This window comes from Variovorax sp. OK605, assembly GCF_900115445.1.
Classification (GTDB): domain Bacteria; phylum Pseudomonadota; class Gammaproteobacteria; order Burkholderiales; family Burkholderiaceae_C; genus Variovorax.
The window spans coordinates 187,582-209,563 of sequence record NZ_FOWL01000012.1; the positions used below are offsets into that span (position 1 = coordinate 187,582).

The following is a 21,982-nucleotide window of genomic DNA, read 5'->3' on the forward strand; positions in this document are numbered from 1 at the left end:
CCCTACTCCGCCACGATGCCGAGCGCCTGCACCACCTTGCCCCAGCGCTCGCGCTCCGCGCGCATGAAGGCCTCGAACTCCGGCACCGACATGCGCGGCTCGGCCAGCGAGCCCAGCGTGAGCAGGCGCTGCACCACCTCGGGCTGGCGCAGCACCGATTCCAGGTCGGCATTGAAACGCGAGACCACGTCCGCCGGCGTGCCGGCGGGTGCGAACAGTCCGTTCCAGCCGGTGTATTCGAAACCGGGGAAACGCTCCGACAGCGCGGGCACGTTCGGCATTTCGGACGAACGCCTGGCCGTGCTCACCGCCAGCGGCACCACCTGCCCGCCCTTCAGGTAGGCGGTGAGCGCCGCGTCGGGCAGGCACACCAGGTCGACCCGCCCGCCGATCACGTCCTGCATGGCGTCGGTGGCCTTGGTGTAGGGCACGTGGTTGAGCTTCACGCCGGCCATGTGGGCGACGCTGTCGGCCAGCATGCCCGAGAAGGTCTTGGGCCCTTCGGTGGCAATGGAGACCTGGCCCGGCTGCGCCTTCGCGCGGGCCAGCACCTCGCCCAGGTCCTTGCCCGGAAAGTTCGCGCCGGCCGCGAGCATGAAGGGGCTGCGCCCGACCAGGCGCACCGGCACGAAGTCTTTCGCGGGGTCGTAGGGCAGCTGCTTGAAGGTGAAGACGTTGGTGACCATCGCGGCGGTGGTCGCGTAATAGAAGGTGTAGCCGTCGGCCGGCGCGCGCGCGGCGGCCAGCGCGCCGATCACGTTCTGCCCGCCGGGGCGGTTGTCCACGATCAGCGGCTGGTTCCACTTCTTGGCGAGCTGGTCGCCGATGAAGCGCGCCAGGATGTCGGGGCCCGAGGCGGCCGGCTGCGACAGGATGAACTTGACGGGGCGTTGCGGCCATGCGCCGCCCTGCGCCAGGGCGCGGGTGGCCATCGGCAGCATGGGCAGCAGCGGCAACAGCGAAGCCGCGCGGGCGAAGTCTCTGCGTTTCATGTCTTTGTCTCCGGTCTGGCGGGGCGTGGACCGCCCTCGGGAAAGTCGTGCGACGCGCCTTGTTGCAGCGGTCAGCGGCGATCGTAGGAGCGCGGACCGAATCCGGTAAGTAGATAAGACGGATACATAGAATCCACACCATGGATATTCGATCGATCGACCTGAACCTGCTCGTGATCTTCGAAGCGATGGCGCGGCACCGCAGCGTGAACCGCACCGCCGAGGCCGTGGGCCTGAGCCAGCCCGCCACCAGCGCCGCGCTGGCGCGGCTGCGCGCCGTGTTCGACGACCCGCTGTTCGTGCGCGCGGGCGCGCAGATGGAACCCACGCCGCGCGCGCAGGAACTCGCGCCTGCCGTGCAGCGCGTGGTGCAGATGATCCAGTCGGACATCCTGCAGCCCGCCGGTTTCGAGCCGGCCCACACCGGGCGCGGCTTCACCATCCTCACGCCCGACATCGGCGAGGTGGCCTTCCTGCCGGGCGTGCTGCGGCGGCTGCGCCAGGAGGCGCCGCACGTCACGCTGCGCGCGCTGGCCAAGCCCCGGCTCGCGGCGGCGCAGGCGCTGGAGGCGGGCGAGGCCGACCTGGCCGTGGGCTTCTTCCCCGACCTGCACAAGGCCGGCTACTTCCAGCAGGCGCTGTTCAAGACGTCGTACGCATGCATCGCCTGCGCGCGCAACAGCGCAGCGGGGCCGCGCATGACGCTCAAGCAGTACCTGTCGGCGCGCCACGTGGTGGTGCGCCCCGACGGGCGCGAGCACCACATCGACCGCCTGATCGAGGCCAAGGGCTGGCAGCGGCACGTGACCATGGAGCTGTCGCACTTCATGAGCCTGCTGGCGTTGCTGCCGGGCAGCGACCTGATCGCGACCGTGCCCGACGACATCGCCACCGTGGTGGGGCGGCATGTGCCGCTGAAGAAGATCGAGCTGCCGTTTCGCCCGCCGCAGATCCAGGTGCAGCAGTACTGGCACCGCCGGCTGCACAGCGACCCGGCCAACCGCTGGCTGCGCAAGGTGTTCTACGAGGTGAACCGGCGGGACGCGAACGCGGAGATGCCGCTGTAGGCGCCTTCCGGGCGCTTTCGATGGAGCCGCAGGCCTCATCGAAAAAATTTTCATCGCACCGGAATAAGCCGCCCCCTGCGGCGTCTACGTCTGCAACGGCCCACCAACAACCCCGTTGAGCCGACCTGACGAGGACACCCGATGCAGATGAAGTTTCCACGCCGGCTGCTGCGCCCCGGCGCACTGGCCCTGGGCGCCGCGGCATTCGCCTGCGCGGCGGCCGCCTTCGCCGCGATGCACGCGCCGCCCGAGTCCACGGCGGCGAATGCCATCTCGCGCTTCATGGACGTCTGCACCTCCGGCGACCCTGCGCAGGCGGGCTTTGCCGCCGAGAACGACGCGGCCATGGCCCGGATGATGGCCGGCATGAGCATCAAGCCGTCGGGCAGCGTGGACCGCGACTTTGCCGAAATGATGATCGCGCACCACCAGGGCGCCATCGACATGGCGCAGGCCGAGCTGCGCCACGGCGCCAACGAACAGCTGCGGCGCATCGCGCAGGAAATCATCGTGGAGCAGCAGCAGGAGATCGCCGCGATGCGCCTGGCGCTCGGCCAGCCGCTGCCGCCCTCCGTGCCCGCGCCCACGCAGACCGGGCGCCTCTGAAGACCCGCGGCATCCCCACCGTATCCCCACCGTATCCCCTCGACGCAAGACACCACACAACATGAAACAGCACACCCTCTCCCGCTGGCTCACCGCCACCGCGCTGGCCGCCGTTGCCGCCTGCGCGCAGGCCGGCCAGGCGCCGCTCGCGGCGGCCGATGCCGACATTCCCATGAGCCACCGCGACCGCGTGTACACGGCGGAGCAGTTCTCCAACACCGTGTCGGTCACCGACCCCGTCGACAACAGGCTGCTGGGCGTGATCCGCCTGGGCGACCCCGCGCCCGGCAACTTCAGCCCGCTGTACCGCGGCCAGGTGCTGGTGCACGGCATGGGCTTCTCGCCGGACCACCGCACGCTGGCCATCGTGTCGATCGGCTCGAACTCGGTGAGCTTCATCGACACCGCCACCAACACGGTGAAGCACACCACCTACGTGGGCCGCTCGCCGCATGAGGCCTTCTTCACGCCCGACGGCAAGGAGGTGTGGGTCACGGTGCGCGGCGAAAACTACGTGTCGGTGCTCGACGCGGCCACCTTCGAGGAAAAGACCCGCATCACCACGCCCAACGGGCCGGGCATGCAGATCTTCTCGCCCGACGGCAGGTACGGCTACGTGTGCTCGTCGTTCAACCCCGAGACGGTGGTGATCGACACGGCCAGTAAGCAGATCGTCGGCCGGGTGAAGCAGGACAGCCCCTTCTGCCCCAACATCGCCGCCACGCCCGACGGCAAGCAGGTGTGGATGACGCTCAAGGACATCGGCCGCACGATGGTGTTCGACGCGAAGCCGCCGTTCGCGGTGATCAAGTCGTTCGACACGGGACCGATCACCAACCACGTCAACTTTGCGGCCACCGCCAGGGGCAGCTTCGCCTACGTCACCATCGGTGGCCTCAACGTCGTCAAGGTGTTCCGCACCGACGACTTCTCGCAGGTTGCGACCATTCCCGTGGGCAAGCTGCCGCACGGCATCTGGCCCTCGGGCGACGGCAAGCGTGTGTACGTGGGGCTGGAGAACGCCGACGCGCTGGCCGCCATCGACACCGCGACGAACACCGTGGTGGCGAACGTGCCGGTCGGCCAGGCGCCGCAGGCCATCGCCTATGTGCCCAACGCGGTGCCGGCCGATGCGGGCGACGGCACGCAGGGCCTGCAGCCGCCGGGGCTGGCCGGCCAGGTCGCGCACCTCACGCTGGTGCCGGTGGCGGCGCGCAAGGAAGCCGCCACGACCAATGCGCCCACCAGCGTCTCGCTGTTCGACCAGGGCCTGCTGCAGGTGCTGCAGGCCTCCGCGACCGGGCTGGAACCCAGGCAGCCCTATGTGCTGGCGCTGGCGGACAAGCCCGACGGCAGCGGCGCGCTGCAGCCGCTGGCGAACTTCACGACCAACCCGGCGGGCGCCGCAATCGTGAACGCGATCGGGCCGATCCGCCAGCAGGTGAAGGACGGCGCCGCGGGCGAAGCGCGGCGCTACCTGGTGATCGCGCCGCAGGCGGGCGGCAAGCCGGCGGCGCCGGTGCAGGTGCAGGCCCTTTGAGGGCATTGCGCTTTCGCGCGATTGACGGCACCGTGCGTCCATGAGCGACCTGATCCTGCTCGTCGAGCCGATGATCCCCGCATTGCGGCGCTATGCGCGCGCCTTGCTGCGGGACCGCGACCTGGCCGACGAGCTGGTGCAGGACTGCCTGGAGCGCGTGATCGCGCGCTGGGCGCAGCGCCGCGATGCGCAAGATACGCGCTCGTGGGTCTTCGCGATCCTCCACAACCTGGCCGTGCAGCGCATGCGCCAGCAGTCGCGCCGCGGCCTGCACCTGGCGATGGACCAGATCGACGAGGCCGAAGAGGCCGCGTTCAGCACGCCCGCGCCGCAGGAGCACCGCGTGCGGCACCACGAGCTGATGCGCGCGCTCGACGGCCTGCCCGAGGACCAGCGCGCGGTGCTGCTGCTGGTCGCGGTCGAAGACCTGTCCTATGCGCAGGCCGCCACGGCGCTCGACATTCCGGTGGGCACCGTGATGTCGCGCCTGGCCCGCGCGCGCCAGCGGCTGCATCGCATGCTCGACGGCGTCGACGCGATGCCCGCGGCCGGCCCACCGACGACCGGCCCCTCGCCACACCCTCACCTGCGGAGACTGAAATGAACGGCGATCCTCCTGACGGACGTCCCATCCTCGAAGAGGACCTGCATGCCTACGTCGACGAGGCGCTCGATGCGCAGCGCCGCCGCGAAGTGCGGGACTACCTGCTGGAACACCCCGAAGCCGCGCGCGAGGTCGAGGCCCACGCGCTGCACCGGCAGGAACTGCGCGCCGCGCTGGCGCCGATTGCCGGCGAGCCGCTGCCGCCCGGGTTGAACCTTGCGCGCATGGTGGCCGAGCATGAACAACATGAGCAGGACGAACGGCGCGCGCCGCATCGCCGCTGGCCCTGGGGCATGGCCGCGGCGGTGGTGCTCTCGCTCGGCGTGGGCGCCGGTGCGGGATGGTCGGTGCGCGGCGCGCCGGGCAGCGGCGACGCGGGCATCTTCGCGCTGGGCCGCGAAGCGGCGCGCAGCTACGACGTCTATGCATCGGACACCGCGCGGCCCGTGGAGATGGGGCCGTCGCAGCGCGCGGAGCTGGTCAGCTGGGTTTCTTCACGCCTGGGCCGCAAGGTGGCCATTCCCGATCTCACGCCCTCGGGCTACAGCTTCATGGGCGGGCGGCTGGTGATGACCGAGCACGGCCCGGCCGGACTTTTCATGTACGACGATGCCGGCGGCACGCGGCTGGCGCTGATGGTGCGCCCGATGGCAGTCGACCAGGACACACCCGTGATGAGGAAGATCGACGGCCCGCGCGCCGGCTATGCATGGGCCGACCAGGGGCTGGGCTACGGCGTGGTCGGCGCGAACGAGGCGGACGCGCTGCACCCGCTGGCGGACGAGATGCGCCGCCAGATCGGCGCGGACCTCAAGGTCAAGGTCAAGAGCTAACTGGCTGGCCAGGCCCACGCGCGGTGCCGAGCCCCGTGGCCTGCAGCGCGGCCAGTTCCTCCTCGGCCAGCGCCAGGAACCCCTGCCCCAGCTGCGACAGCGGCCGGTTGACGTTGCTCACGCTGTAGATGGGGAACTGCGGCGCGCCGGGCACCTCGACGAAGGCCAGGCCCTCTTGCCGGTGCGCGCGCGCCGAGAGGTCGTCGACGAACGCGATGCCCGCGCCCGCCGCGGCCATGGCGCAGGCGGCGTAGCCCGATCGCACCTCGGCGCCCACCTGGCGCGCGATGCCCTGCTGTTCGAGCCATTGGTCGATCAGCCGGGTCTGCGGCGCTTCGGGGCTGTAGACCACCAGCCGCTGGCGCAACGCGGCGGCCAGGTCGAAAGGCCGGGTCTGCAGCAGCGCATGCGCCTGCGGCAGCGCGCACAGCAAGGTCCACCGGCCGATCTCGCGCACGTCGAGCGCGGGGTGGTCCAGCGGCGCGCTGGTGATGGCCACGTCGGCCTCCTCGGCCACCAGCAGCTTGACGATCTCGCGCGTGGGCAATGTCTCGAAGAACACCTTCGACTGGGCGAAGCGCTCCAGCAGCCGCGCGGTGGTGCGCGGCACCAGCTGCAGGCCGGTGTTGGCGCTGGCCAGCACGCGCAAGGTGGCGTGGTCGCCGAAGCGCAGGTGCGCCGCCACGTCCTGCAGGTGGTGCACGCCGAGGTAGACCTTCTCCACTTCCGCGTAGAGCGTGTGCGCCTCGGGCGTGGCCACCAGCCGGCCGTTGCGCCGCTCGAACAGCGCCACGCCCAGCTGCAGCTCGAAATGCCGCAGCAGCCGGCTGATGCCGGGCTGCGACACGTGCAGCAGGCGCGCGGCATGGGTGGTGGAGCCGGTGGTCATGACGGCCCGGAAGACTTCGATCTGGCGCAGATTCATGGCGCGAGGCTAGCGCAAGTGCGGTGCGCGCCTGCGGTGTTCGCAGCGTTCGCAGGCTCAGTGCGGGGCGGCGCCGAGCTTGAGCACCTGCCCGGTAAGGAACTGGGCGCGTGCGCCTGCCACGTAGTGCAGCAGGGGCCGGCAGTCGCCGGGCGCCGTGCTCTCGGCGAGTTCCAGCGCGTTGATGCGCAGGCCGCGCGCGCCCCATTCGGCGGCGAGCGTGGCGATCAGCATGCGGGCGGCCGCGGCATCGCCGGCCTGCTCCCAAGGCAGGTCCGACGCGGGCGGCGGCAACAGCAACGTGAGGCTCGCCTGGGCGTCGCGGCTTTCGCGGAAGCGGCGCGCCGAGCGCAGCACGGTCTCGAGCAGCGCGCCGGGGGCGGCATCCAGCGCGGCGCCGTCGAGCACCGCCTGGTAGGCCGCATCGTTCGCGGGCTCGTCTGCCGCCAAGCCCCACGCGGGGGCCCGCAGGTCCACGCAGCGCAATGCCATCGGCAGGTCGAAGGGCAGCACGGGCCGCTCGGCCGCGGGCAAGGCCTCGCTGCCGCCGTAGATGGACGAGCCGCCGTCGAGCACCAGCAGCTGTCCCGTGAGCAAGCGCGCCGCGGGGCTGGCAAGGAAGCACAGCGCATCGGCCATTTCCCGCGGCTCGGCCATGCGGCCGAGCGGCACCTTGGCCAGCGCGCGGGCCGGGTTCAGCCGGCCGCTGTCGATCAGCCCCTGCACGAGCTCGGTGCGAACGAAGCCCGGCGACAGCGCGGTCACGCTCCAGCCGGGCCGGGCGCGGTCCAGCGCCCGGGTCTGCGCGATGAGCCCGGCCTTGCTCGGGCTGTAGAGCCCGCGCCAGGGAATGGCACGCAGCCCGGCGCCCGAGGCCACGTTGACGATGCGCGCGCCGGGCCGCAGGCGCGGCGCGCAAGCCTGCACGAGGCGGGCCGGCGCGGCGAGGTTCAGCGCCAGCAGACGCGCGGCGGCGCCGTCTTCGCTGCCCGAGAGCGCGCCCGCGCCGCCGGCCGACAGGCCCGCGTTGTTGATCAGTGCATCGAGCGGCGGAACGGCCTGCGCCAGACGCGCGATCTGCGCCGCGTCGGTGAGGTCCGCGACCAGGCCGAGCGGTGGCGGTGCCGTCTGCGGCCAATCGGCCTGCAGCTGCTGCAGCGCCTCTGCATTCGCGTCCACCAGCACGCAGCGCCAGCCGGCGTGTGCCAGGCGCAGCGCCGCGGCGCGGCCGATGCCCGCGGCGGCGCCGGTGACGAGCACGGCGGGCGCTTCGGCGGCGCGGGGGTCGGGCGTGGCATGGATCATGGCGGCCCGCAGTATCGCGGCGCAGCGGCCCCGCGCCCTCCTGCAGCGCGTGCAAAGCAGCTTTTCGTTCCCTGCCGTTCCGCCGGCCGCACGCGCCCATAGACTGACTGACGCGAGCACCCGGATGACGCCAATACGCCATCCGGGGCCCATCGACAACTACAAGGAGACACCTAGAATGATCCGTCGGACTTTCCTGCCCGCGCTGGCCATGGCGCTGGCCTGCGCCGCAACCCTCGGCACCGCCCACGCGCAGCAACCGACCCGCATCGTCGTGCCCTTCTCGGCCGGCGGCGGCACCGACCAGTACGTGCGCCTGCTCGCCTCCGAGCTCACCAAGCGCGGCAACCTGGTCATCGTGGAGAACAAGCCCGGCGCCAGCGGCATCGTGGCGGCCGACTACGTCGCGCGCTCGCGCCCCGACGGGCTGACGGTGCTCATGTCGTCGCTGAGCACGATGACCAGCAACACCGTGCTGTACGACAAGCTGCCCTACGACCCCGCGAAGGACTTCGCGCACGTGACGCAGATCGCCTACCAGCCCGCGATCATCGTGGGCCGCATGGACCTGCCGTACACCAACATCAAGGAGATGGTGGCGTACGCCAAGGCGCACCCCGGCAAGATCAACCGCGGCTCGCCGGGCGCGGCCATCCTGACCAACCTGGCGCCGCTGTCGTTCGAGAAGATGGCGGGCATCAGCACCGCGCACATTCCGTTCCCCGGCGACGCGCCGGGCATCCAGGCGCTGCTGGGCAAGCAGATCGACATTCACGGCACGTCCATCACCGGGCCGCTGCCGCACGTGAAGGCCGGCAAGCTGCGCGTGCTGGGCGTCATGGACAGCCAGCGCCTGCCGCAGGTGCCCGACGCGCCGACCTTCAAGGAACAGGGCTTCGACATCGAGGCGCCGCTCTGGTATGCGCTGTCGGTGCCCGCGGCCACGCCCAAGGACGCCGTCAACCGCCTGAACAGCGCCGTCAACAAGCTCGTGACCGACCCCGAGTTCATCAGCCGCGCCCGGGCCATGGGCATGGAGCCGCGCGGCGGCACGCCGGAAGAAATCACCCGCTTCATCCGCACCGAGCACGAACGCTGGGCTCCGCTGCTGCAGAGCCTGAACCTGGCCAAGGAAGCGCAGTGAGCGCCTCGCGCGACAGCTCAGCCCATGGCGTGGCCAGCCACGAGTTCAGCGGCTTGTTCGACGGCACGGTGGCGCTGGTCAGCGGCGCGGGCCAGGGCATCGGGCAGGCGATTGCGGCCCGGCTGCTGCAGGCCGGCTGCCGCGTGGCCATCACCGACACGCAGCTCGACGCGGCCCGCCAGGCGGCGCGGGACACCGGCTTCGGCACCGACCGCTGCCGGCCCTACGCGCTGGACGTGCGCGACACCGCGCAGTGCGAGGCCGTGGTGGCGGACCTCAACACAGCCTGGGGGCCCGTCGGCGTGCTTGTGAACAACGCGGGCATCGGCGGGCGCAGCACCTCGGCCGACGCCGCCGCACTCGGCGAAGACCTCGACCGCGTGATGGCGGTCAACGTGAAAGGCGTGCTCAACCTGACGCTCGCCTGCGTGGCCGACCTCGAGCGCACGCGCGGCGCGGTCGTGAACGTGGCGTCGATCACCACGCTGGTGGCCACGCGCGCGCACATTGCCTACGGCGCGTCGAAGGGCGCGGTGGGGCAGCTCACGAAGTTCCTCGCGCGCGACCTCGGGCCGCGTGGCGTGCGCGTGAACGCGGTGGCGCCAGGCCTGGTCATGACGCCGATGACGCGGCACGTGGCCAACGATGCGGACCGCTTCGGCACGATGGTCGAACGCACCTTTCTCAAGCGCGCCGCCGAGCCCGACGACATTGCCGGTCCGGTGGTGTTCCTCGCGTCGGCGCAGGCGCGGTACGTGACGGGCACGATCCTGCCCGTCGACGGGGGCTATACGGCGAACTGAGCATGCCGGCCGCGCAAGACGGCCCATAGGGCCCGCCTACTTCAGCGCACCGGCCAGCAACGCCGGGCACCGCGCGAGGCACGCGGCGCGGACGCCCTGCCCCTGCAGCGAGTCTTCCTTCATGCCGGCGAAGACGAGCAAGCCGGTCGCCGCGAAGGTGACGGCGGCGAAGGCCAGCGTCCACACGGCGCGGGTCATTGGCCTTGTCATCGGGCCGCTCCCTGGCGCGCCGGGTCCGCGGCCCGCGCGCGCTGCGCGATCGCCACGAAGTTGCGCGTGGCGCCGCGCATGACCAGCAGCGCCACCGTGTCACCTTCGCCGACCGAGCGAAGCGCCGCATCGAAGTCGTCCAGCCCCGACACGCCGGTGTCGTTCACCGCGAGCACCATGTCGCCGAAGCGCAGGCCGGCCTGTTGCGCCGACCCGGAAGCGCTCTTCACGTAGAGCCCCGCATCGGCAAACCCGATGCCGAGCGGGCCCTTGCGCTGGGCGAATTCAAGGCCGAGGCGCACTTCGCGCGCCGCGTCCGAACCCATGCCCATGCCCTTGCCCATGTCAGTGCCCGCCAGGCCGGCCGGCACCACGTCCGCCGCGCCGGCGGCCACCGGCACCTGCAGCGACAGCGCGGCTTTCCGGCGCCAGACGCTCAGCGTCAACCGGGTGCCGGGGCGCGACGACGACACGCGCTCCTGGATGTCGGCATAGGCCATGGGCGCGGCCGCATCGACGGCCAGCACGACGTCGCCGCTGCGCAGTCCGGCGTTCTCGGCCGGGCTGCCCGCGTCGACCCGCACCACCAGTGCACCCAGCGGCGCACGCAGGCCGAACGCCGGCGCGAGGTCCGCGCTCAGCGCCTGGGTTCGCGCACCGATCTGGCCGCGCGTCACGCGGCCGCTGGCGCGCAGTTCGTCCGCCACGCGCATGGCGGTGTCGATCGGCAGGCTGAACGACACGCCGAAGTAGCCGCCGCTGGCCGAATAGATCATCGAGTTCATGCCGACCACGTCGCCGCGCCCGTCGAACAGCGGGCCGCCCGAGCTGCCGGGGTTCAGCGCGACGTCGGTCTGGATCAGCGGCACGCCGTTGCCGCCCGGCATGTAGCGCGGATTGGCGCTGACCACGCCGGCCGTCACGCTGCGCTCGAAACCGAAGGGCGCGCCCATCGCGGCCACCCATTCGCCGGGACACAGGCGGCTGCTGCGGCCCATGGTCACGGCTGCCAGGCCGGTGCCGGCGATCTTCAGCAATGCCACGTCGGTGCGGCGGTCGAAGCCGACCAGCGTGGCGTCGAAGCGGCGCTGGTCGGCGGTGGCAACGACGAACTGCCGCCCGCCGATGACCGCGTGCGCGCTGGTGAGGATGTAGCCGTCGCTGCGCACGATGAAGCCCGATGTCATGCCGCGCCCACCGCCCTGGCCCTGCCCTTGGCCCTGACCCCACGCGGCCGAAGGACGCAGGTTGCGGGCTGCAGTGCCCGCGGCATCGGCGGCGCCGGCGTCATTGGCGTCATTGGCGTTGTCCGCGGCACCGCGCCAGTCCCCGCCCAGCCCCGCGACGCTGACCCCCACCACCGCCGGCCCCTGCCGCGCGGCCGCCGCCACGAAGTCGACGGCGCCCTGCGCCGCGCAAGCACGCTCCTGTGCCCAGCCAGCCAGGCCCACCAGGGCAGCGCTCACCCCGAGCAGCGCGGCGGCAACGGCGCGCATCGCGGGCGCCATTCAACGCACCAGCAGCACGGGCACGGTGCAGGCGGCCAGCACCTTGGTGGCGACCGAGCCGAGCACCAGGTTCGTCAGCGACCCGTGGCCGCGCGAGCCCATCACCAGCAGGTCGAAGCCGCCCTGCTGCGCGAACGAGGCGATCTCCTCGGCCGCATGCCCGACCTTGTGCACGAACCCGGCCGCAAAGCCCTGCGCGGCGAGCAGCGCGCGCACCGGCTCCAGCACCGTGCGGGCGTCGTCCTCGTAGTAGCCCTGCACCAGCTCGCGCCCCGCGAAGGCGGCGGCGCGGTGCGGCACGGGTGGCACCGCATGGAACACCGTGAACGCATGGCCGGCGCCCGACCATTCCTTGTGGGCCAGGAGCCAGGACAGCATGCGCGCCGTGTACTCGCTGCCATCGACGGCCAGCAGGATCTTCATGGTCTTTTCCTTCTCTCGTTTCGGTTGGAAAGCGTCGCGATGCACGGCGCCTACAGCGCGGGTCCGAGCCCGATGGGCGCCGGCACGAGGTTCACGATGCGCGTGAACAGCGCGCTGTATTCGAGGTCGGCCACATGGCCGGTCAGCGGGTCGCGGTTCGTCGCGAAGGCTTCGTCGAGGTCGCGCCAGTCGTCCTCGCTCAGCACCCGTTCGGCCAGCGGAAGGATCTCGCGCTCCTCCTGCGCCATGTGCTCCAGGTAGAAGTCGACGTACCGCCCCATCGCCTCTTCGAAGGCGTCTCGGCGCGGCTCGCCGAGCATCTCGAACGCGAGCAGCGCGTGCTCGACGTTGCGGATCTTGCGTTCGCCCCAGGCATGGTCGTTGTCGAGCTTGTCCATCAGCTCGCGCGACAGCGGCGTGCGCGCGCGCAGCTTGGGAAACAGCAGCTCGGTCTCCTTGCGGTGGTGCCGCTTCTCGGGAAACTCGTCCACGTAGAACAGCATCGCGCGCAGCACGGCGAAGTCGGGCAGCGTGCGCTTGCGGCGGTGCTGCTCGAGCAGCATGACGATGGAGCGCAGCATGGCCGCCAGCGCGGCGTGCTCCTGGCGGATGACGCGAACGGCGACGTGGGTGGAGACCGAGGAAACCGTGGAGGCCCTGGAAGGAGACTTGGCTTGCATGCCCGTAGGTTCGCCGCTGCGCACGCGCCGGCCCTTGACGGATATCAAGCCCGCGCGTCGAAGCGCTCCCGATACTGGTTGCGCACCCTTCCATCCACTCCAGGAGCCATGCCATGTACCAGCGAATTCTTGTTCCCGTCGACGGCAGTTCGACATCCGGCCGCGGCCTGGGCGAAGCCATCCGCCTCGCCAGGCTCACCGGCGGGCGCCTGCGCCTGGTGCACGTGATCGACGAGCTCTCGTTCGCGCTCGCAATGGACGCCTACGCGGGCTACGCGGGCGACTGGCTCAAGGAGCTGCGCGCGGGCGCCGCGAAGCTGCTCGAAGAGGGCCGCGCGCAGGCCGCGGCGCAAGGCGTGGACGCCGACGTGGTGCTGTGCGACAGCTTCAAGGGCACGGTGCACGAGCAGGTGATCGCGCAGGCCATCGCATCGCAGGCCGAGGTGATCGTGATCGGCACGCACGGACGCCGCGGGCTCGGCCGCTGGGTCATGGGCAGCAGCGCGGAACACATCCTGCGCATGTCGCCGGTGCCGGTGCTGCTGGTGCGGGCGCCCGAGGAACTGGCGAAGGCCGAGTCGGAGCGGTTCACGCTGCCGGTGGGCGAGGTCGCGAGCCAGTGACGCACCCGCGTTGCCGGCCGTCAGGCCATCAGGCCACCGGCCCTACTTCGGGTTTGGCGAGGGAGGCGAGGTCGGCGAATTCAGCGCATTCAACGGAATGCGCAGGTAGGAAATCCCGTTGTCGTCCGGCGGCGGGAAGTGGCCGGCCCGCACGTTGACCTGGATCGCCGGCAGGATGAGCGTCGGCACGCCGAGCGTCGCATCGCGCGCCCTGCGCATGGCGACGAACTCTTCCTCGCCGATGCCGTCGCGCACATGGATGTTGTGCGCGCGCTGCTGCGCCACGGTGGTCTGCCATGCGGCTTCGCGCGAGGCCGGCGGGTAGTCGTGGCAGACATACACGACCGTCTCCGGCGGCAGCGCGAGCAGCGCCCGCATGGAGCGGTACAGCGCATGCGCATCGCCGCCCGGAAAGTCGGCGCGCGCGCTGCCGACGTCGGGCATGAAGAGCGTGTCGCCCACGAACACCGCGCCGTCGACCACGTAGGCCATGTCCGCCGGTGTGTGGCCCGGCACGCGCAGCGCCGTGGCCGGCGTCTCGCCGATCATGAAGGTCTCGCCGTCCTCGAACAGGTGGTCGAACTGGCTGCCGTCGGGCAGGAAGCCGCGCTCCAGGTTGAACAGCGTCTTGAAGGTGGCCTGCACCTCGCGGATGTGCGCACCGATCGCGATGCGCCCGCCGAACAGTTGCTGCAGATGGCGCGCACCCGACAGGTGGTCGGCATGCGCGTGGGTCTCCAGGATCCAGTCGACCTGCAGCTGTTGCGTGCGCACGCAGTCGATGAGGCCTTCGAGCGACTGCGTGCCGGTTCGGCCCGACTTGAAGTCGTAGTCGAGCACCGGGTCGACGATGGCCGCGCGCCGCGTCGCGTGGTCGTGCACCACGTACGAAACGGTTCCGGTGTGCGCGTCGAAGAAGGCGTGCGTGGTGGTTCGCTGGGTCATCGCGGGCTCCAGGGGTATCGTCGATCTATTGAAGAACAATATATTGATTGGTATAGTGTTGTCAACGCAATTCCCTTCGCCCCCTCGCCTACCTCATGCCCCGCAAGCCTCCCGTCATCGATCCCGAACGCCTGCGCGAAGGCGCGGCCCGCGCCGTGGGCGCCCTCAAGGTGCTGGCGAACGAAGAGCGCATGCTGCTGATGTGCCAGCTCTCGCAGCAGGAGCTGTGCGTGAGCGAACTCGAGGAGCAGCTCGGCATTCGCCAGCCCACGCTGTCGCAGCAGCTCGCGGTGCTGCGCAACGAAGGCGTGGTGAACACGCGGCGCGAGGGCAAGAACATCTACTACAGCGTGGCCGACCCGGCGCTGCTCGACATCCTGGCGGTGCTCTACCGCCTCTATTGCCCCAAGGAGACCGCCGCATGATGTCCGTCGACTGGCAAGCGTTCACGCCGTGGTCGTCGCTCGCGGGCGGCGTGCTGATCGGGCTCGCGGCGGCCACGTTCGTGCTGCTGAACGGGCGCATCGCGGGCATCAGCGGCGTGCTCGGCGGGGTACTCGGCGGACTGCTGCGGCCCGCGCGCGGCGACATGGCCTGGCGGCTGGCCTTCGTGGGCGGCCTGGTGGCGGCGCCGCTGGTTTTCCTGGCGTGGGGTGCATGGCCGGTGCCGCGCATCGATGCGGGCTGGGGCGCCGTGGTGGCCGCCGGGCTGCTCGTGGGCGTGGGCACGCGCTACGGCGCGGGCTGCACCAGCGGCCACGGCGTGTGCGGCCTGTCGCGCTTCTCGCCGCGCTCGCTGGCCGCCACGGCCGCCTTCATGGCCGCGGGTTTCGTGACGGTTTTCGTCTTGCGCCACCTGCTGGCCGGCTGAAGGAGAGGCACCATGCTCGCATTCACTTCCTTCCTCAGCGGCCTGCTCTTCGGCATCGGCCTGATCGTCTCCGGCATGGCGAACCCGGCCAAGGTGCTGGGCTTCCTCGACCTCTTCGGGCGCTGGGACCCCTCGCTCGCGCTGGTGATGGCGGGCGCCGTGGCCGTGGGCACGGTCGCCTTCTTCATTGCGGCACGCCGCAAGCGCTCGCTGCTGGGTGCGCCGATGCAGCTGCCCACCTCGCGCCGCATCGACCGGCGGCTGCTCGGCGGCGCCCTGGTGTTCGGGGCCGGCTGGGGCCTCGCGGGCTTCTGCCCCGGCCCGGGCCTCGTCGCGCTGGGCATGGGAGAAGCCAAGGCCGCGGCGTTCGTGGCGGCCATGCTCGCGGGGATGATGGTGTTCGAATGGCTCGAACGCCGCCGCGCCGCCCGCGCCCCGGTTCAGGCGTAGGAACGCAGCCGCACCGAGAAATCGGCCAGCGGCGCAATGCCGCTGTCTTCCGCGCGCTCGCACCAGTCCTGCAGGCGCCGCACCAGCTGCTCGCCGGTGGCGCCCGAGCGTGCCCACAGCACGGTGAGTTCGCGGCGCATGGCGTACATGGTCTGCAGCGCCTGCGAGGCGCTCAGGGCCGACACCAGCTGCGCATGGCGCGACGCGCCGAGCGCGCCCTCGTCCTTGCCCAGCCATGACTTCACGCCGCGCAGCGCGCGCGCCTTTTGCGGCGCCTGCTCGCGCAGCCGGCCGAACTCGCGGCCATAGGCCTGCTTCAGCGAGCGCGTGTAGCTCGACAGCACGTCGTAGTGATGGCGGATGACGGCCTGCACCGTGTCCAGGTCGATGTCGGTGCGCGGCGCCACCAGCCGCGGCTTCGGCGCCAGGTGCTTCACCTTCGCCAGGCCCAGCGCCTGCAGCGTGCGGATGTAGAGCCAGCCGATGTCGAACTCGTACCACTTGCTCGACAGCTTGGCCGAGGTCGGAAAGGCGTGGTGGTTGTTGTGCAGCTCTTCCCCGCCGATCAGGATGCCGATGGGCGAGATGTTGGTGCTGGCGTCGGCCGCGGGCCAGTTGCGGTAGCCCCAGTAGTGGCCGATGCCGTTGACCACGCCGGCCGCCCAGAACGGGATCCACGCGATCTGCGTGAACAGGATCAGCAGGCCCGGCACCACGCCGAACAGCGCCATGTCGAGCAGCCCCATCAGCACGATGCCCAGCACCTGGTGGCGGGTGTACAGCCTGCGCTCGATCCAGTCGTCGGGCGTGCCGTGGCCGTAGCGCGCCAGCGTTTCCTTGTTGGAGGCCTCGTGCGCGTACAGCGCCACGCCGCGCCACAGCACGCGGCTCAGGCCGTACACCTGCGGGCTGTGCGGGTCTTCGGGCGTCTCGCACTTGGCGTGGTGCTTGCGGTGCACCGCGGCCCACTGCTTGGTGACCATGCCGGTGGTGAGCCACAGCCAGAAGCGGAAGAAGTGGCTGACCGCCGGATGCAGATCGAGCGCGCGGTGCGCCTGGTGGCGGTGCAGGAAGATGGTGACCGACGCGATGGTGACGTGCGTGAGCGCCAGTGCAACGAGCACGTAGCCCCACCAGGGAAGATCGAAAGCGCCGGTAAAAAGCAGTGAATGCATGCGTGCCTCTTGAACGAAGAGGCGATTCTGCGAAGCGCGCGCCAAGGGACGCTTGCGCCAGATCAAGCGCGTTGCAGCCGCAGCCCGGGAACCGCACGGGCGCCGAGGCCTTGACGCACATCCATGCGAGAGGCGACCGCCGCTTTCATGCGGGGCCGGTTCTTCCACGACGCAGGCACCGCGATGAAGGGTGCTGGAGGCGCGCTGACCTGCGCCGAACCCGCACCGACGGCGCAAACATGCGTGCTACGCTCCCCCGGATTCCGGATGCTCCCCTCCCGCATGAAACCCGCACCCCACATCGCGGTGCTCGACGATGAAGTCGACATCACGCAACTCCTGGCCAGCTACCTGCAGAGCCACGGCTTTCGCGTCACACAACTGCACGACGGCCGCGCGCTGATGTCGCTCATGGCCGCCGACCCGGCCGACCTGGTGCTGCTCGACCTCGGCCTGCCCGGCGAAGACGGTTTTTCGATCGCGCGGCGCATGCGCGAAAACTGGCACTGCGGCCTGGTCATCGTCACGGGCCGGGGCGACGCGGTCGACAAGGTGGTCGGCCTCGAGGTGGGCGCCGACGACTACGTGACCAAGCCCTTCGACCTGCGCGAACTGGTCGCGCGCGTGAAGGCGGTGCTGCGCAGGCTCACACCCGCGGCACCCGTGGCGGCAACAGCATCGGCACCGGCGGCCTCGCCCGAGAAGATGCGCTTTGCAGATTGGCTGCTCGACACCGCCGCGCGCCGTCTCACCAACCCGCAAGGCGCGGAAGTGGCGCTCACCGCCGGCGAGTTCGACCTGCTCCGCGCCTTCGCGCGGCACCCCGGGCGCGTGCTGTCGCGCGACTTCCTGATCGAGCAGACGCGCGGGCGCGAGGCCGCGCCCTTCGACCGCACGATCGACGTGCAGGTCGGGCGGCTGCGCAAGAAGATCGAGGCCGACGCGGACGATCCGCAGCTCATCAAGTCGGTGCGCGGCGCGGGCTACATCCTCGTGCCGCCGGTCTCGCATGGTTGACGCGGCGCGCCACCTCGCCGCGCTCTCGCTGCCTTCGGGCATCGAGGAAGGCAGCGTGTTCCGCTCGCTCTTCATCGCCTACCCCGACTCGCTGCTGCTGGTCGACCAGGCCGGCGCCATCATGCTGGCCAACCCCTCGGCCGCGGCGCTGCTGGGCTACGCCCCCGACGAGCTCGTAGGCCTGAACGTCGACGTGCTGGTGCCCGACAGCATCCGCCCGCGCCATGCCTCCTACCGCGAGGCCTACGGCCGCGCGCCGCGCCCGCGCCCCATGGGCACGGACATGGAGCTGGTGGCCAAGCGCAAGGACGGCAGCGAGGTGATGGTCGAGATCGCGCTCAGCCCGCTGCAGGACCAGGGCCTGCCCTTCGTGGTGGCCGCGATCCGCGACATCGGCGCCTACCCGCGCGTGAAGCAGGCGCTGCAGCGCGCGCGCTACAGCGACCACCTGGCACAGCTCGGCCGCCTGGCCGTCGACACGCGCGACCTCAACGTGGTGCTCGAGCAGGTGCCGCGCATCGCCGCCGCGGGCCTGGAGGTCGAGGTGGCGATGGTGCTGCTGCTGGAAAGCAACGGGCTCGAATTTCGCGTGGCCAGCGCGCTGGGCAACGTGCCCGGCGAGGAGATCGGCGCGCGCATTGCCAACCGGCCCGACACGCCCCCCGGTTTCGTGCTGTCGCAGGGCCGCCCGGTGGTCATTGCCGACTACCGCGAGGAGCGCCGCTTCGCGGTGCCGCCGGGCTACCTGGAGGCCGGCCTGGTCAGCGCGCTGGCGGTGCCGCTGTCGGACCGGGGCCGCGTGATCGGCATGCTGTCGGTGCGCTCCAAGGAGGCCAAGCGCTTCGGCGAGGAAGAGCAGCGCTTCCTGGAATCGCTCTCCAACTTGCTGGCCACCAGCCTGCAGCGCGTGCAGACCGAAGAGGCGCTCGCGCATGCCCAAAGGCTGGAAAGCGTGGGCCAGCTCACCGGCGGCATTGCGCACGACTTCAACAACCTGCTCACCGTGATCCAGGGCAACCTGCAGGTGCTCGAGGAACTGCCCGCGCTCGCGCAGGACGCCTACGCGCAGCAGCTCGTGGCGGCCGCCACGCGCGCCAGCCGGCGCGGCGCGGAACTCACCGGCAAGCTGCTGGCCTTCTCGCGGCGGCAGGTGCTGCAGCCCGACGTCGTCGACATCCATGCGCTGCTGCACTCGCTGGCCGACATGCTGCGCCGCACGCTCGACCAGCACATCCACATCGCGGTCGACACCCCACCGGGCTGCCCGCCGGTGCTGGCCGACCCGATGCAGCTCGAATCGGCGCTGCTGAACATCGCCATCAACGCGCGCGACGCGATGCCCGAGGGCGGCACGCTGTACTTTCGCACCGAGGCCGGCACGTCGCCGCCACCCACCTTGAGCGCGCCGGGCGTGGAGCCGAATGCCGAAGGCCGCTTCGTCGCCATCTCCATCTCGGACACCGGCACGGGCATGACCGACGAGGTGAAGGAGCGCGTGTTCGAACCCTTCTTCACCACCAAGGCAGCGGGCCGCGGCACGGGCCTGGGCATGAGCACGGTGTACGGCTTCGTCAAGCAGTCGAAGGGCGCCGTGGCCGTCGACAGCCGGCTGGCCGCGGGCACCACGGTCACGCTGTACCTGCCGCAGCTCGAAGAAGCCGGTGGCGAGCCGGCCGCCGGTTCGGCCATGGCCGAGGAACTCGCCGACGAAGCCATTCCGGCGGGCCTGCGCGTGATGCTGGTGGAAGACGACGCCGAGGTCCGCAAGGTGGTGCAGACCTTCCTGCTCACGCTGGGTTGCGAGGTGGAGACGGCGGCCAACGGTGAAGAAGCGCTGTCGGCGATGTCGAAAATGCCTGGTGTCTCCGCACAGCGTGGCGAACCTTTCGACCTGCTGCTGAGCGACATCGCCCTCGGCGCCGGCATGCGCGGCACGCAGCTTGCGGCCGAAGTGCAGCAGCGCTTTCCGCGCATCGCGATCCTGCTGATGTCGGGCTTTTCGTCGGAACTGCTGGACGCCGACCAAAGCGTGCCGCAGAGCTGGGAACTGCTGCCCAAGCCCTGCACGCGCGCCGAACTCGCGCGCGCCATCGCGCGGCTGCTGGCCGCTCGGTTGCCCTGAAGGCTTACTGCAGCAGGGCCGGCGCGGGCGCCAGGCAGCGCTGCACGAAGGCCGAGAGCGCGCCCACGTCGGGAATCTGCACGTCGCGGCGGCCCTTCTCGGCGAAGCCGATGACCTTGTCGCGCGCCAGCCGCGACAGCGCCCGGCTCACGCTTTCCAGCGTCATGCCCAGGTAGTTGCCGATCTCGGCGCGCGTCATGCGCAGCGTGATCTGGTCGGTGCGCATGCCGCGCTCGGCCAGCGACTCGGCCCAGTAGCGCAGGAAGTCGGCCACGCGCGCATCGGCCGGCAGCGTGCACACCGACATCAGCGACTCTCGGTCGTTCGCGATCTCGCGGCTCATGGCCGCATGCAGCACCTGCAGCAGCGGCGGGTGCTTCAGGCAGGCGGCCAGCAGCGCGTCGTACGGCACGATCCAGACCTCGCCGGTGTCCATGGCGACCGCGTCGCAGGCGCAGTGCCCGCCCGCGATGCCGTCGAAGCCCAGCCAGTCGCCGCGAAACCTCAGGCCCACCACCTGCTCGCGGCCGTCGGCCGAGAGGTTGACGATCTTGAAGAAGCCCGAGTTCAGGATGTACAGGTTGTCGAAGCGCTGGCCGGACTGGTAGATCACGTCGCCGGTGCGCACCAGGCGGCGCTGCGGCCGCAGCCAATCGCTGAGCAGCTTCAGCGTGTCGGCGGTGTTCTCGGCGGCGGCGAATTCGATCATCTGGGGCTCCTCGGGCGGCGGTGTGCCGCGTGTGTCTTGTCGATGCATCGATGCTAGGCAGCGCCGCCCCGCGCAGTGCCAATGCTCGGCATCGGTCGGTAACGCTCGGTGAATGCTGTGTGTCCGGCGTGTATCAACGCCGCGGGACGCGCCGCGCGCTTGATGCACATCAAATCCGGCGCAGGCGGCGGGGCTAGCCTTGCGGCCTCGGACCATCACCCTCGCCATGCTCACTTCTTCCGCTCACCCGAACCTCCGCGCCCACCAGCCGCTGTCGCCGCAGGACGCGGCGGAACTGGCCGACCTTGCCCGGCGGCTGCGGCAGCTCGCGCAGGCCGGGGCCGTGCCGCCGCTGCTGCGCGGCAAGAACATCGGCCTGCTGCGCGCTTCGCACAACGGCGAGGTGTCGGTGCTGCTGCTGCAGGCCGCCCGCGAGCTGGGCGCGCACGTGGCCACGATGCGCTGGAGCCTCTCGGGCGCCAGCCAGCCCGGCGAGGTGCGGCACACGGGGCGCATGCTCGGGCGCCTGTACGACGCGCTGGTGTGCCAGGGCATGGCGCCGGAGCAGGTGCGCCAGGTCGGCCTGGCCGCGGGCATTCCGGTGTTCGACGACATCGCCGCCGACGGGCACCCGTCGGCCGGCCTTGCCGATGCGCTGGGCGGCGACGCGCCGGCGAGCGAGAACCGGCGCTTCGTGCTGCAGGCGCTGCTGGTGGACGGGTTGGCCTGAAGCGGCGTTGAGCCGGCCGCAAGGGTCCCGGGGGCTGGGGCCAGGCGCGCGGGCGATATGCCGGGCAATATCCAGGGCAGCTTGTGCGATTCGGTGCTTGCAGTGCCCGGTGAATTGCACACGCCGGTTCGCAGGGTTTACACCGCTTGGCCGCGCGTGGGGGCTGCGGCATTCTGGCCTCTCCCGCCGCTCGCAGCACGATCCAGGAGCGAGCCTCGCCGCACCGGCGCCAGACCGCGACACACACGCATGCTCCACACCCTCAACCCCGCAACGCATGGGCACGCAAGGCCAGTCGACAGCGTAGCTCCGGCGCGGGTCCGCGCCGTGGAACGAAGCCGCCGCCGGTCGGCTCGGCTGGCCCTCTAGATTCCACGCATGCCTGTTTCACGAACAGCCTCCACGCCACTTCAACGCGCAGGCTCTTCGCGGCCGCAGCCGCAGCCGCAGCCGCAGCCCCAACCCCCCCGGCCGTCGGCGTCCGGCGCGCCCTGGACACGCTTCAAGCGGTGGACACTGCAACCGCGCTCCGCGGGCATGGTCGTGGCATGGCTCAGTCTCTATCTGGTCCTGACCACGAACCGCGCACTGTGGAATGAACTGGTCCGCATCGGAGGCGCCCCCAGCACCTACCTGCCCACCATCGCCGTCATGAGCCTGCTCACGCTGTGCGGCACGGTGGCCATCCTGTCGTTCACGG

24 protein-coding genes are annotated in these 21,982 nt (G+C 71.0%); 14 read left to right on the forward strand and 10 right to left on the reverse strand.

The genetic code is table 11. The annotated features are described in order from the left end of the window. Nucleotides 1-2: 2 nt before the first annotated feature. On the reverse strand, nt 3-992 hold the full coding sequence (locus BM013_RS28435) for a Bug family tripartite tricarboxylate transporter substrate binding protein (RefSeq protein WP_093131332.1): 990 nt from the start codon (nt 990-992) through the stop codon (nt 3-5). A gap of 140 nt (nt 993-1,132) precedes the next feature. Here BM013_RS28435 and BM013_RS28440 point away from each other — a divergent pair, with 140 nt between their 5' ends. From BM013_RS28440 to BM013_RS28460, 5 genes are all read left to right on the forward strand, one after another. After that, nucleotides 1,133-2,059, forward strand: coding sequence for a LysR family transcriptional regulator (locus BM013_RS28440; protein WP_093131334.1), 927 nt, complete (start codon nt 1,133-1,135; stop codon nt 2,057-2,059). Nucleotides 2,060-2,200: 141 nt separating this feature from the next. Then, entirely contained in the window at nt 2,201-2,665 is a 465-nt protein-coding gene (locus BM013_RS28445; protein WP_371281053.1) for a DUF305 domain-containing protein, read from the forward strand. 61 nt (nt 2,666-2,726) lie between these two features. After that, nucleotides 2,727-4,205 (forward strand): YncE family protein, encoded by a 1,479-nt coding sequence (locus BM013_RS28450; RefSeq protein ID WP_093131336.1) that lies wholly within the window; start codon nt 2,727-2,729, stop codon nt 4,203-4,205. A 40-nt stretch (nt 4,206-4,245) separates the two neighbouring features. Continuing rightward, nucleotides 4,246-4,809, forward strand: coding sequence for an RNA polymerase sigma factor (locus BM013_RS28455; RefSeq protein ID WP_093131338.1), 564 nt, complete (start codon nt 4,246-4,248; stop codon nt 4,807-4,809). Next, nucleotides 4,806-5,642, forward strand: coding sequence for an anti-sigma factor family protein (locus BM013_RS28460; protein WP_093131340.1), 837 nt, complete (start codon nt 4,806-4,808; stop codon nt 5,640-5,642). Before BM013_RS28455 ends, BM013_RS28460 begins: the two co-directional genes overlap by 4 nt. Here the strand turns inward: BM013_RS28460 and BM013_RS28465 are convergent. Together BM013_RS28465 and BM013_RS28470 are read right to left on the reverse strand one after the other, a co-directional pair. Beyond that, nucleotides 5,632-6,567: a LysR family transcriptional regulator gene (locus BM013_RS28465; RefSeq protein WP_093131342.1), complete on the reverse strand. Its 936-nt coding sequence runs from the start codon at nt 6,565-6,567 to the stop codon at nt 5,632-5,634. The two genes, BM013_RS28460 and BM013_RS28465, sit on opposite strands and share 11 nt — an antisense overlap. A gap of 57 nt (nt 6,568-6,624) precedes the next feature. Next, complete coding sequence (locus BM013_RS28470) at nt 6,625-7,872, reverse strand: SDR family oxidoreductase (RefSeq protein ID WP_093131344.1); 1,248 nt, start codon at nt 7,870-7,872, stop codon at nt 6,625-6,627. 178 nt (nt 7,873-8,050) lie between these two features. On the opposite strand from BM013_RS28470, the gene BM013_RS28475 reads away from it, so the two are divergent. Together BM013_RS28475 and BM013_RS28480 are read left to right on the forward strand one after the other, a co-directional pair. Further along, complete coding sequence (locus tag BM013_RS28475) at nt 8,051-9,016, forward strand: Bug family tripartite tricarboxylate transporter substrate binding protein (RefSeq protein ID WP_093131346.1); 966 nt, start codon at nt 8,051-8,053, stop codon at nt 9,014-9,016. Continuing rightward, nucleotides 9,013-9,819, forward strand: coding sequence for an SDR family NAD(P)-dependent oxidoreductase (locus BM013_RS28480; protein ID WP_177225589.1), 807 nt, complete (start codon nt 9,013-9,015; stop codon nt 9,817-9,819). Before BM013_RS28475 ends, BM013_RS28480 begins: the two co-directional genes overlap by 4 nt. Nucleotides 9,820-9,855: 36 nt before the next feature. On the opposite strand, the gene BM013_RS41355 is transcribed toward BM013_RS28480, so the two are convergent. From BM013_RS41355 to BM013_RS28495, 4 genes are read right to left on the reverse strand one after another with little or no spacing between them, the layout of a single operon-like run. Beyond that, nucleotides 9,856-10,029, reverse strand: coding sequence for a hypothetical protein (locus tag BM013_RS41355; RefSeq protein ID WP_177225590.1), 174 nt, complete (start codon nt 10,027-10,029; stop codon nt 9,856-9,858). Further along, nucleotides 10,026-11,525, reverse strand: coding sequence for a trypsin-like peptidase domain-containing protein (locus BM013_RS28485; RefSeq protein ID WP_256221727.1), 1,500 nt, complete (start codon nt 11,523-11,525; stop codon nt 10,026-10,028). The genes BM013_RS41355 and BM013_RS28485 overlap by 4 nt, the downstream gene beginning before the upstream one ends. 12 nt (nt 11,526-11,537) lie before the next feature. Beyond that, entirely contained in the window at nt 11,538-11,960 is a 423-nt protein-coding gene (locus tag BM013_RS28490; RefSeq protein WP_093131352.1) for a universal stress protein, read from the reverse strand. 50 nt (nt 11,961-12,010) lie between these two features. Further along, nucleotides 12,011-12,640, reverse strand: a complete 630-nt coding sequence (locus BM013_RS28495; RefSeq protein WP_093131354.1) for a hemerythrin domain-containing protein — start codon at nt 12,638-12,640, stop codon at nt 12,011-12,013. Nucleotides 12,641-12,753: 113 nt separating this feature from the next. Between BM013_RS28495 and BM013_RS28500 the strand changes: the two genes are divergently transcribed. Then, nucleotides 12,754-13,263, forward strand: coding sequence for a universal stress protein (locus BM013_RS28500; RefSeq protein WP_093131356.1), 510 nt, complete (start codon nt 12,754-12,756; stop codon nt 13,261-13,263). A 42-nt stretch (nt 13,264-13,305) separates the two neighbouring features. Here BM013_RS28500 and BM013_RS28505 read toward each other — a convergent pair whose 3' ends face one another. Further along, a complete protein-coding gene (locus BM013_RS28505; RefSeq protein ID WP_093131358.1) occupies nt 13,306-14,208 on the reverse strand; it encodes an MBL fold metallo-hydrolase in 903 nt (300 codons plus the stop codon). A 95-nt stretch (nt 14,209-14,303) separates the two neighbouring features. Here BM013_RS28505 and BM013_RS28510 point away from each other — a divergent pair, with 95 nt between their 5' ends. Genes BM013_RS28510 through BM013_RS28520 form a run of 3 tightly spaced genes read left to right on the forward strand, consistent with a single transcriptional unit; the run spans nt 14,304 to nt 15,529 of the window. Continuing rightward, on the forward strand, nt 14,304-14,633 hold the full coding sequence (locus BM013_RS28510; protein ID WP_093131360.1) for an ArsR/SmtB family transcription factor: 330 nt from the start codon (nt 14,304-14,306) through the stop codon (nt 14,631-14,633). Next, the gene (locus BM013_RS28515) at nt 14,633-15,079 is read left to right on the forward strand and encodes a YeeE/YedE family protein (protein ID WP_093131407.1); all 447 of its coding nucleotides are present in this window, start codon (nt 14,633-14,635) and stop codon (nt 15,077-15,079) included. The genes BM013_RS28510 and BM013_RS28515 overlap by 1 nt, the downstream gene beginning before the upstream one ends. A gap of 12 nt (nt 15,080-15,091) precedes the next feature. After that, nucleotides 15,092-15,529 carry a DUF6691 family protein gene (locus BM013_RS28520; RefSeq protein ID WP_093131362.1) on the forward strand — a complete coding sequence of 146 codons (438 nt, stop codon included), beginning with the start codon at nt 15,092-15,094 and terminating at the stop codon, nt 15,527-15,529. Here the strand turns inward: BM013_RS28520 and BM013_RS28525 are convergent. Next, complete coding sequence (locus BM013_RS28525; RefSeq protein ID WP_093131409.1) at nt 15,520-16,704, reverse strand: DesA family fatty acid desaturase; 1,185 nt, start codon at nt 16,702-16,704, stop codon at nt 15,520-15,522. The two genes, BM013_RS28520 and BM013_RS28525, sit on opposite strands and share 10 nt — an antisense overlap. 282 nt (nt 16,705-16,986) lie before the next feature. Here BM013_RS28525 and BM013_RS28530 point away from each other — a divergent pair, with 282 nt between their 5' ends. Both BM013_RS28530 and BM013_RS28535 read left to right on the forward strand, forming a co-directional pair. Further along, nucleotides 16,987-17,721, forward strand: coding sequence for a response regulator (locus tag BM013_RS28530; RefSeq protein WP_093131364.1), 735 nt, complete (start codon nt 16,987-16,989; stop codon nt 17,719-17,721). Then, entirely contained in the window at nt 17,714-19,843 is a 2,130-nt protein-coding gene (locus BM013_RS28535) for a PAS domain S-box protein (RefSeq protein WP_093131366.1), read from the forward strand. The genes BM013_RS28530 and BM013_RS28535 overlap by 8 nt, the downstream gene beginning before the upstream one ends. Nucleotides 19,844-19,847: 4 nt before the next feature. Here BM013_RS28535 and BM013_RS28540 read toward each other — a convergent pair whose 3' ends face one another. Beyond that, nucleotides 19,848-20,552, reverse strand: a complete 705-nt coding sequence (locus tag BM013_RS28540) for a Crp/Fnr family transcriptional regulator (protein ID WP_256220268.1) — start codon at nt 20,550-20,552, stop codon at nt 19,848-19,850. A gap of 226 nt (nt 20,553-20,778) precedes the next feature. On the opposite strand from BM013_RS28540, the gene BM013_RS28545 reads away from it, so the two are divergent. Next, nucleotides 20,779-21,282, forward strand: a complete 504-nt coding sequence (locus tag BM013_RS28545; RefSeq protein ID WP_093131370.1) for a Rossmann-fold NAD(P)-binding domain-containing protein — start codon at nt 20,779-20,781, stop codon at nt 21,280-21,282. Nucleotides 21,283-21,982: the final 700 nt, after the last annotated feature.

Excerpts from the sequence above, each read along its gene's own strand:
- BM013_RS28435 (WP_093131332.1), bottom strand. The coding sequence starts at position 992 with ATGAAACGCAGAGACTTCGCCCGCGCGGCTTCGCTGTTGCCGCTGCTG.
- BM013_RS28440 (WP_093131334.1), top strand. The coding sequence starts at position 1,133 with ATGGATATTCGATCGATCGACCTGAACCTGCTCGTGATCTTCGAAGCG.
- BM013_RS28445 (WP_371281053.1), top strand. The coding sequence starts at position 2,201 with ATGCAGATGAAGTTTCCACGCCGGCTGCTGCGCCCCGGCGCACTGGCC.
- BM013_RS28450 (WP_093131336.1), top strand. The coding sequence starts at position 2,727 with ATGAAACAGCACACCCTCTCCCGCTGGCTCACCGCCACCGCGCTGGCC.
- BM013_RS28455 (WP_093131338.1), top strand. The coding sequence starts at position 4,246 with ATGAGCGACCTGATCCTGCTCGTCGAGCCGATGATCCCCGCATTGCGG.
- BM013_RS28460 (WP_093131340.1), top strand. The coding sequence starts at position 4,806 with ATGAACGGCGATCCTCCTGACGGACGTCCCATCCTCGAAGAGGACCTG.
- BM013_RS28465 (WP_093131342.1), bottom strand. The coding sequence starts at position 6,567 with ATGAATCTGCGCCAGATCGAAGTCTTCCGGGCCGTCATGACCACCGGC.
- BM013_RS28470 (WP_093131344.1), bottom strand. The coding sequence starts at position 7,872 with ATGATCCATGCCACGCCCGACCCCCGCGCCGCCGAAGCGCCCGCCGTG.
- BM013_RS28475 (WP_093131346.1), top strand. The coding sequence starts at position 8,051 with ATGATCCGTCGGACTTTCCTGCCCGCGCTGGCCATGGCGCTGGCCTGC.
- BM013_RS41355 (WP_177225590.1), bottom strand. The coding sequence starts at position 10,029 with ATGACAAGGCCAATGACCCGCGCCGTGTGGACGCTGGCCTTCGCCGCC.
- BM013_RS28485 (WP_256221727.1), bottom strand. The coding sequence starts at position 11,525 with ATGCGCGCCGTTGCCGCCGCGCTGCTCGGGGTGAGCGCTGCCCTGGTG.
- BM013_RS28490 (WP_093131352.1), bottom strand. The coding sequence starts at position 11,960 with ATGAAGATCCTGCTGGCCGTCGATGGCAGCGAGTACACGGCGCGCATG.
- BM013_RS28495 (WP_093131354.1), bottom strand. The coding sequence starts at position 12,640 with ATGCAAGCCAAGTCTCCTTCCAGGGCCTCCACGGTTTCCTCGGTCTCC.
- BM013_RS28500 (WP_093131356.1), top strand. The coding sequence starts at position 12,754 with ATGTACCAGCGAATTCTTGTTCCCGTCGACGGCAGTTCGACATCCGGC.
- BM013_RS28505 (WP_093131358.1), bottom strand. The coding sequence starts at position 14,208 with ATGACCCAGCGAACCACCACGCACGCCTTCTTCGACGCGCACACCGGA.
- BM013_RS28510 (WP_093131360.1), top strand. The coding sequence starts at position 14,304 with ATGCCCCGCAAGCCTCCCGTCATCGATCCCGAACGCCTGCGCGAAGGC.
- BM013_RS28515 (WP_093131407.1), top strand. The coding sequence starts at position 14,633 with ATGTCCGTCGACTGGCAAGCGTTCACGCCGTGGTCGTCGCTCGCGGGC.
- BM013_RS28520 (WP_093131362.1), top strand. The coding sequence starts at position 15,092 with ATGCTCGCATTCACTTCCTTCCTCAGCGGCCTGCTCTTCGGCATCGGC.
- BM013_RS28525 (WP_093131409.1), bottom strand. The coding sequence starts at position 16,704 with ATGCATTCACTGCTTTTTACCGGCGCTTTCGATCTTCCCTGGTGGGGC.
- BM013_RS28530 (WP_093131364.1), top strand. The coding sequence starts at position 16,987 with ATGAAACCCGCACCCCACATCGCGGTGCTCGACGATGAAGTCGACATC.
- BM013_RS28535 (WP_093131366.1), top strand. The coding sequence starts at position 17,714 with ATGGTTGACGCGGCGCGCCACCTCGCCGCGCTCTCGCTGCCTTCGGGC.
- BM013_RS28540 (WP_256220268.1), bottom strand. The coding sequence starts at position 20,552 with ATGATCGAATTCGCCGCCGCCGAGAACACCGCCGACACGCTGAAGCTG.
- BM013_RS28545 (WP_093131370.1), top strand. The coding sequence starts at position 20,779 with ATGCTCACTTCTTCCGCTCACCCGAACCTCCGCGCCCACCAGCCGCTG.